Annotated in this window: 1 pseudogene; it reads left to right on the top strand. The window is 30.6% G+C overall.

Annotated elements, in window-relative coordinates:
- Positions 1–206, top strand: a pseudogene (locus tag ACYQ2O_RS13645) (hypothetical protein); the annotation flags it as partial.
- Between the last annotated feature and the right edge of the window lie 49 nt (positions 207–255).

The raw sequence follows: 255 nt of genomic DNA, 5'->3' as shown, positions 1-255 counted from the left end.
TTTGTACTTACAGTTTAGAACAAATGTTGGAAAATGGAATGGATATATATTCTGCAATACCTATATTAGCTGCATATGTTGGCCATGTAAATTTGATAGATACCGAACGATATATCCATTTTACAAATACACATTACCACGATTTTATTGAGCAAGAAAAAACGCTCGGACAATTAGTACCGGAGGTGCAACATGAATCATCTTAGTTATTTTATTCAAAGATATTTTATGCATTACTTAATTGGTCAAAAGAAT

This window comes from Alkalibacterium sp. m-11 (assembly GCF_054658155.1).
The sequence above is the reverse complement of the archived record's forward strand: the minus strand, read 5'-3'. Positions and strand labels throughout refer to the sequence as shown.